The following is a 7,114-nucleotide window of genomic DNA, read 5'->3' as shown; positions in this document are numbered from 1 at the left end:
GAAGCCAGGAAAAGCCAATCATCCCCGTTAGAAAGGTAGGAATCGGGGCTTAGATAACGTGGAAGATGCCGAGAAAAGCCATTTCCCCCGTAGGACTAAGGCGAATGTGGCATTTGTAAGCTAGCACACCGAATAATAATTATCTGGCACATTTGCTTGTCTGAATGCACATATGCTGCTTCATCCTCAATCAGCAATGCCCGCATTGCCTCATTCGGCTTCATTGCATATGCACAATCATTCAGCGTGAATGTACCAGTAATTTATTTTTCGGTGTACTAGAATAGTGCAGTAAATTGACGTTTGACCATGTTGGATCAGTATCGTAAGGATTTTACGAAAGAAATCATGAATTTGAAACATAAATAGAGAAAGGATTATTGTTTGGTGGAAGATTATAGAAACAAACTTGAAGTTCAATTAAAGCAGATCGAAGGGTTAATTTCAAAGATTAGCGAACAGGCGGGAAAATATAAAAATTTGCCTGATAAATATATTAGTGTTAGTAAAAGCAATGGATTAACTCAGTATTATTGGGTGGATAAAAAGACAAAAAGGCGTAAATATGCAAAGCAATGCGAAATTGAATCTTTGCGGACAGTTGCACAGAGAGATTATAACGAGAATATGAGAAAAAAGCTGTGCAATATTAAGAAAAATATGGAAAATTTCTTATCTGTGTATGATATTCCCGGGATAGAAGAAATATATAACAGGATGTCAGATGCAAGAAAAGAATTGATTGTTCCTATAATAGAGCCTAGAGAAGCATTTATAGAAAAGTGGAAAAATGTTGAGTATGAACCTATGGGATTTGAAGAGGGCAGTGCTGAATTTTACTCTGATAATGGTATTCGGGTCAGATCAAAATCAGAATTGATGATTGCAAACACATTGGAAAAAATGAATATTCCATATCGCTATGAATATCCAACCAAAATCAAGTTGTTGGGTAACGTAAGACCGGATTTTACTTGCTTGAATGTAAGGACAGGAAAACAGTATATATGGGAACATTTTGGTAGAATGGATAGTTTGAGTTATGCCAACAAGAATGTATTTAAAATTGATGCTTACATGCAGACCGGGTATTTTCAAGGGAAAAATATGATAATGACATTCGAGACATCGCAGCATCCGATAAGTTCAGCCACCATAAAGAGTGTGATCGAGCAATATCTTATTTAAATATTCATTAAAATTCCCAATGAAAACTCAATAAAATGTTGACATAAGGAATAAAGAGTAGTAATTTATAATCATACATATGAACAAATATTCATATGTAAATATAAAACATAATCATACTTGAAATAAAACACAACATAACATAAGTAATTTGAAAGAATGACAGTTTGTGCTGATGATTAATAAAGAGTGAGGAGGGCAAATGGAACACTATAGCTGCAAATTCGACGAACTTCCAAATGAGGAAGAGATGTATGACCTTGCTGAACTGTTTAAGGTCTTTGGTGATTCCACCAGAATTAAAATATTGTTTGCGCTTTTTGCAGATGAGTTCTGTGTGAATGATCTTGCTGATAAACTTCGTATGACTCAGTCGGCGGTATCACATCAGCTTAAGATACTTAAAGTGAATAAGCTGGTAAGAAGCAGACGAGATGGAAAGCAAATGTATTACGCCTTGGCAGATGAACATGTGAGAACAATAATTGCCATGGGACGTGAACACATCGAAGAAGGATAAACAATCGCAATAATAAGGGAACACATCGAAGAAGGATAAACAATCGCAATAATAAGAGAACACATCGAAGAAGGATAAACAATCGCAATAATAAGAGAATGCATCGAAGAAGGATGAATAGTCGCAATAAGAATACATCCAAGATATATGAATGCTATTCGAAATCCAAATTAAATGCGAGAAATAGTAATCGAAATAAGTAAAGTTACCAAATCGGAGATCACCTCCGCAAAAATTTAAACCAAGAAGGAGATAAAACTATGAAAAAGACCTACAAATGTGAAGTTGATTGTGCTAACTGTGCAGCAAAGATGGAGGATGCCATCAAGAAGCTTGATGGTGTTGTGGATGCAAGAGTAAATTTTATGACTCAGAAGCTTACACTTGAAGCTGCAGATGATGTTTATGACACAGTACTTAAGGAAGCTGTTAAGGCCTGCAAGAAGGTAGAACCTGACTGCGAAATCGAGATCTAAATAAGATTACAATCGGATATCAGATGACTTAAAACAATAAGTCTTATACCTAAAGGGATTCCGAATTTTTATAGCATTAAAGACACAGGACCGGAGATATGTTATGACTATGAAAATGAAAAAAACCAGAAACAGAATAATTGCTGTACTTATAGTGTTTGCAATACTTCTTGTATGTGAGCACACAGGACTTATGGACAGTCTTCCAAAGGTGGCGGTATTTGTGATTTTCCTTATACCATACCTGGTGATTGGATATGACGTTCTTAGAAAAGCAGCTATAAATATATCTCACGGACAGGTTTTTGATGAAAACTTCCTTATGATGATCGCTACCTTCGGCGCTTTCGGAATTGGCGAATATTCAGAAGCTGTGGCAGTTATGCTGTTCTATCAGATTGGTGAGCTTTTCCAGAGCTACGCTGTTGGAAAATCAAGAAAGTCTATAGCTGATATGATGAGCATCGCTCCTGAGTATGCAAATCTTGAAAATGAAGCAGGAGAAATCGAGGAGGTTGACCCTTCTGATGTAGAGATTGGAAGCATTCTGGTTATTAAGCCCGGTGAAAAGATTCCTGTAGACGGTATTGTTGTGGAAGGTGATTCGTTCATTGATACTTCATCCATTACAGGTGAATCCGTACCCAGAAGAATTACTGAAGGTGCTGATATAATCAGCGGATGTGTAAATAAGGACAGCGTTCTTAGAATTAAGACCACAAAGAAGTACGAAGATTCTACAGTTGCAAAGATCTTAGAGCTCGTTGAGAATGCCAGCAACAAAAAGTCCAGAATGGAGAACTTCATAACCAGATTTGCAAGATATTACACACCCGTTGTAACAATAGGTGCTGTGCTCCTTGCAATTATCCCTCCGATTCTTGGTCTTATGCCATTTTCGGATTCCATAAAAAGAGCATGTATTTTCCTTATAGTATCATGCCCCTGTGCACTGGTTATTTCAGTTCCTCTTGGATTTTTTGGAGGAATCGGAGCAAGCTCCAAGAAGGGTATTCTTGTTAAGGGAAGTAACTACCTTGAAGCCATTGCCAATGTAAATACCCTTGTTATGGATAAGACTGGAACCATCACAAAGGGTGAATTCAAGGTTAAAACAATAGCTGTAAATCCTTCCGCAAATATCGATGAAGAGCAGCTTCTTAAGATGGCAGCTCACCTGGAAGGATTTTCAAATCATCCAATCGCAAAGTCTATTCAGGAAGCTTACGAAGAAAAGTTTTCTGCTAAGCCGGATCTTTCAAAGGTTACTGATGTTAAGGAATATGCGGGACTTGGAATAAGTGCAAAGTATGAAGACGATGAGTATTTTGCAGGTAACTTCAAGCTTATGTCTCAAAATGGCATAGAAGCAGATGAAACCACTGAGCCAGGAACCATAGTATATATCGCCAAAGATAAAAAATATCTTGGATGCATCATAATATCTGATACAATAAAAGAAGGTGCGGCGAAAGCTATTTCAGATGTTAAGACATCGGGAGTATCAAGAGTTGTAATGCTAACTGGTGACAGTAAGAAGACAGCAGAGAGCGTTGCATCAGAGATTGGTATTGATAAAGTGTACTACGAGCTTTTGCCTGCTGATAAGGTAGAAAGGGTTGAAGAACTCCTGAATGATGCTTCTAATAAGGTTGCATTTGTGGGAGATGGAATAAATGATGCACCTGTTTTGATGAGAGCAGATGTAGGTATTGCAATGGGATCTCTTGGTTCTGATGCAGCCATCGAAGCAGCTGACATAGTTCTTATGGACGACGATATCAGGAAGATATCCGATGTCATTAGAATTGCCAGAAAGACTCTCAGAATAGTTAAGCAGAATATCGTATTCGCCCTTTTTGTAAAACTACTGATTCTTGTTCTCGGAGCGCTTGGAATTGCGACCATGTGGCTTGCGGTATTTGGTGATGTAGGTGTTGCGGTAATTGCCATTCTTAATTCCATGAGAGCCCTTGAGGACTAAAAGCCCGCGGGTATTTAGGAAAAATGGATCAAATAGCTTTACTGACTCATTTCCTGCGGGACTAAATGGGATAGGAGTCAAAATATGGCTAAGCAGGAACGTGATATTTTAAAGCTACTTATGAAGCTTATCGGTCACAAGACCGGTGAAATCAGTAACGTAGAGTACTCTCCGCAAAAGCCTCTTTTTCCTGAGGATAATGAAGGAGAGACATTTCTTCCAAGGTCAACACCTGAAGAAATGGGCGTGGATTCAGCTTTTCTTCTTGGTTTATTTAAAAAGCTCTATTGCAATAACAGTTGCCACATACATAAAGTGATGGCAATCAGAAATGGGCATGTAATAGGCGAGTTTTGCGCATCGCCTTTTGAAAAGGATGTGTGGCATGTGACACACTCCATGTGCAAAAGCGTGACAGGAATGGCTATCGGCTTCCTTGTTACAGAAGGAAAACTTAAACTTGATGACAAGGTAGCGGATATTTTCAGTAGCAGGAAAAATCCGCTACAGCTTGTGTTCTCAAACGGTATGACCGTTAGACACCTGCTGACCATGACAAGCGGTGTATCTTTTAATGAATCAGGTGCGATTTCAGGAAATGACTGGCGTAAGCTTTTTCTTGAAGCTCAGCAGAAAAATGCGCCAGGTTCTGTCTTTGAATATAATTCCATGAACTCATATATGCTTTCAGCCATAGTCACTGAGCTGACAGGGGAGAGCATGCTTGAATATTTAAAACCAAGACTTTTCGAACCCCTTGGAATCAAAAGAGTGTTCTGGGAGACCTGTCCGCAGAATATTACCAAGGGCGGCTGGGGTATGTTTATGCGCATTGAGGATATGGCAAAGCTTGGAATCCTCTATCTTAATAAGGGCATGTATGACGGAAAGCAGATTTTACCTGAGGAATGGGTATTGGAAGCAACAAAGCCTCAGGTTGAGACGAAAAACGAATCATCACCGGGATACGGCTATCAGCTTTGGACAGGTGCTGACAGGGAAGGGGCTTATACCTTCAATGGAATGCTGGGACAGAATGTATACTGCTATCCTGACCTTAATATGATCATCGTTACAAATGCAGGAAATGACGATCTTTTCCAGGCAGGTAATATGTCAAGGATCATAAGAGGCGAGATGGCAGAAATAAAGGTATCGGATGCTGCCATAGAAGTGGATGAGAAAACTCTTGCAGCCCAGAAAAAGCTTAATGACTTTATCCTTGAAGCAGAAGGAAAGAAATTTAAAAATGCTCTTATCTATAACCATGGCTTTAAAAACAGAAAGCTTGTTATGACAAAGGGTTCATCAAAGAGACATTACAGAAACGTACCTTTGAGCAGAGAGCAAAAGCTCCAGGGTGATAGCGAACAGGGCTTTGAGAGGATTTTGAAAAAATGCCTGGACGGATGCGTCTATGATATGGACGATAAGGGTGTTGGCGTTATGCCGCTTCTTATGCAGGTAATGCACAATAACTATACGGATGGAATCTCAAGTATAGGCTTTGAGTATGATGACAGAAGCGACGCCTTTTACATGATCATCAAGGAAGGCGAAAAGGAGATAAAGCTTAAGTGCTGCTCCAGAGAGAACCCTACTTACACAGATGTGGATGAGCACGGCGAGAGCTACAGGCTTTCAGTGATTTCAGAGTTTTCTACAGATGAGTACAACAGACCCGTTCTTAGAAATGAGTTCTATTTTGTTGAAGACTCAACCACCAGAGTTATGAATATATACTTTGGTAAAAGAGAACCCCTTCAGCACGGTATCTGTTTTGATAAAAACAGACCTGCTGCCCCTGATAATATTGGAATAAGATTCGATGAGATTCCCGGAAGCGGAATGCTTTTTGGAATCCTTGATCAGTTTGGAAGCCTTGAACAGATTAAGGGAATAACCGGAATTTTCGTAAGCTTTATAAATGATTACGGAGCTATAGATGCCCTTACCCTTGCAATAAGAGATACAGTTCGTCCCAAGCTCCATGGCAAATTGCGGGATGCTGTGGGAATTTCACAGGATTTAGGGTATTATATAAATACTGATGAAAATAGTATCAGTTCAGAAAATGAAGCGATAACGGAGGAAGACTAATGGCTACAGCTAAAGAAGTTTTTGAGAAAGTAAATGGTTGCGTAGAAGCGATAAGAAAGGTTACGGATTTTAAGCCGAAGGTAGCACTTACTTTGGGCTCAGGCCTTGGTAATTACGCAAGCCAGATTGATATAAAATGTGAGATTCCTTATTCAGAGATTCCGGGATTCCCTGTTTCTACAGTTCCCGGTCATGATGGAAGATTTATTTTCGGATATGTTGGAGAGACACCTGTAGTATGCATGAAGGGACGTGTTCACTACTACGAGGGATATGACATCAGCGATGTTGTACTTCCTACAAGAGTTATGAGAATGCTTGGTGCTGAGATTCTTTTCCTTACAAATGCATCAGGCGGTATCAACTACAGCTTTAATCCTGGTGATTTCATGCTCCTTACAGATCATGTTTCTGTTTTTGCACCTAACCCGCTTATTGGCCCCAATGTAGATGAGTTTGGTACCAGATTCCCGGACATGAGTAATGTATATGATAAGGACCTTATGAAGATTGTAAAGGATACAGCAATCGAGGATAAGATTTATCTCCATGAAGGCGTTTATGCACAGCTTACAGGTCCTTCCTTTGAATCACCTGCTGAGATCAGAATGCTTAGAACTCTCGGCGTTGATGCTGTTGGTATGAGTACCGTTGTAGAAGCTATCGTTGGTAATCATATGGGTATGAGAATCTGTGCAATTTCCTGCATCAGTAATCTTGCAGCAGGAATGGGCGATCCTCTTTCCCATGAGGATGTACAGAAGGCTGCTGATAAGTCAGGTAAATTATTCGAAAAGCTTGTTACGGACTGCATTAAGAAATTCTAATCATAAAAATAAACTATAA

Annotated in this window: 6 protein-coding genes; all 6 read left to right on the top strand. The window is 39.3% G+C overall.

Annotated features, from left to right (window positions below; genetic code table 11):
* The first annotated feature begins 387 nt into the window (after nt 1–387).
* The 6 genes from G610_RS22455 (at nt 388) to G610_RS0116935 (ending at nt 7,095) form a co-directional block, all read left to right on the top strand.
* Complete coding sequence (locus tag G610_RS22455; protein WP_155831060.1) at nt 388–1,188, top strand: hypothetical protein; 801 nt, start codon at nt 388–390, stop codon at nt 1,186–1,188.
* Nucleotides 1,189–1,390: 202 nt separating this feature from the next.
* Nucleotides 1,391–1,708 (top strand): ArsR/SmtB family transcription factor, encoded by a 318-nt coding sequence (locus G610_RS21465; RefSeq protein WP_051198087.1) that lies wholly within the window; start codon nt 1,391–1,393, stop codon nt 1,706–1,708.
* 260 nt (nt 1,709–1,968) lie between these two features.
* Nucleotides 1,969–2,184 carry a cation transporter gene (locus G610_RS0116950; protein WP_026525721.1) on the top strand — a complete coding sequence of 72 codons (216 nt, stop codon included), beginning with the start codon at nt 1,969–1,971 and terminating at the stop codon, nt 2,182–2,184.
* A 103-nt stretch (nt 2,185–2,287) separates the two neighbouring features.
* Nucleotides 2,288–4,168, top strand: a complete 1,881-nt coding sequence (locus G610_RS0116945) for a heavy metal translocating P-type ATPase (protein ID WP_026525720.1) — start codon at nt 2,288–2,290, stop codon at nt 4,166–4,168.
* An 84-nt stretch (nt 4,169–4,252) separates the two neighbouring features.
* Nucleotides 4,253–6,268, top strand: a complete 2,016-nt coding sequence (locus tag G610_RS21460) for a serine hydrolase domain-containing protein (RefSeq protein WP_051198086.1) — start codon at nt 4,253–4,255, stop codon at nt 6,266–6,268.
* Nucleotides 6,268–7,095, top strand: a complete 828-nt coding sequence (locus tag G610_RS0116935) for a purine-nucleoside phosphorylase (protein WP_026525719.1) — start codon at nt 6,268–6,270, stop codon at nt 7,093–7,095. The genes G610_RS21460 and G610_RS0116935 overlap by 1 nt, the downstream gene beginning before the upstream one ends.
* Nucleotides 7,096–7,114: the final 19 nt, after the last annotated feature.

It is taken from the genome of Butyrivibrio sp. MB2005, from assembly GCF_000424285.1.
GTDB lineage: Bacteria > Bacillota > Clostridia > Lachnospirales > Lachnospiraceae > Butyrivibrio.
This window is presented reverse-complemented; position numbering and strand designations above follow the sequence as displayed.

Excerpts from the sequence above, each read along its gene's own strand:
- G610_RS0116945 (WP_026525720.1), top strand. The coding sequence starts at position 2,288 with ATGACTATGAAAATGAAAAAAACCAGAAACAGAATAATTGCTGTACTT.
- G610_RS21460 (WP_051198086.1), top strand. The coding sequence starts at position 4,253 with ATGGCTAAGCAGGAACGTGATATTTTAAAGCTACTTATGAAGCTTATC.
- G610_RS21465 (WP_051198087.1), top strand. The coding sequence starts at position 1,391 with ATGGAACACTATAGCTGCAAATTCGACGAACTTCCAAATGAGGAAGAG.
- G610_RS0116935 (WP_026525719.1), top strand. The coding sequence starts at position 6,268 with ATGGCTACAGCTAAAGAAGTTTTTGAGAAAGTAAATGGTTGCGTAGAA.
- G610_RS0116950 (WP_026525721.1), top strand. The coding sequence starts at position 1,969 with ATGAAAAAGACCTACAAATGTGAAGTTGATTGTGCTAACTGTGCAGCA.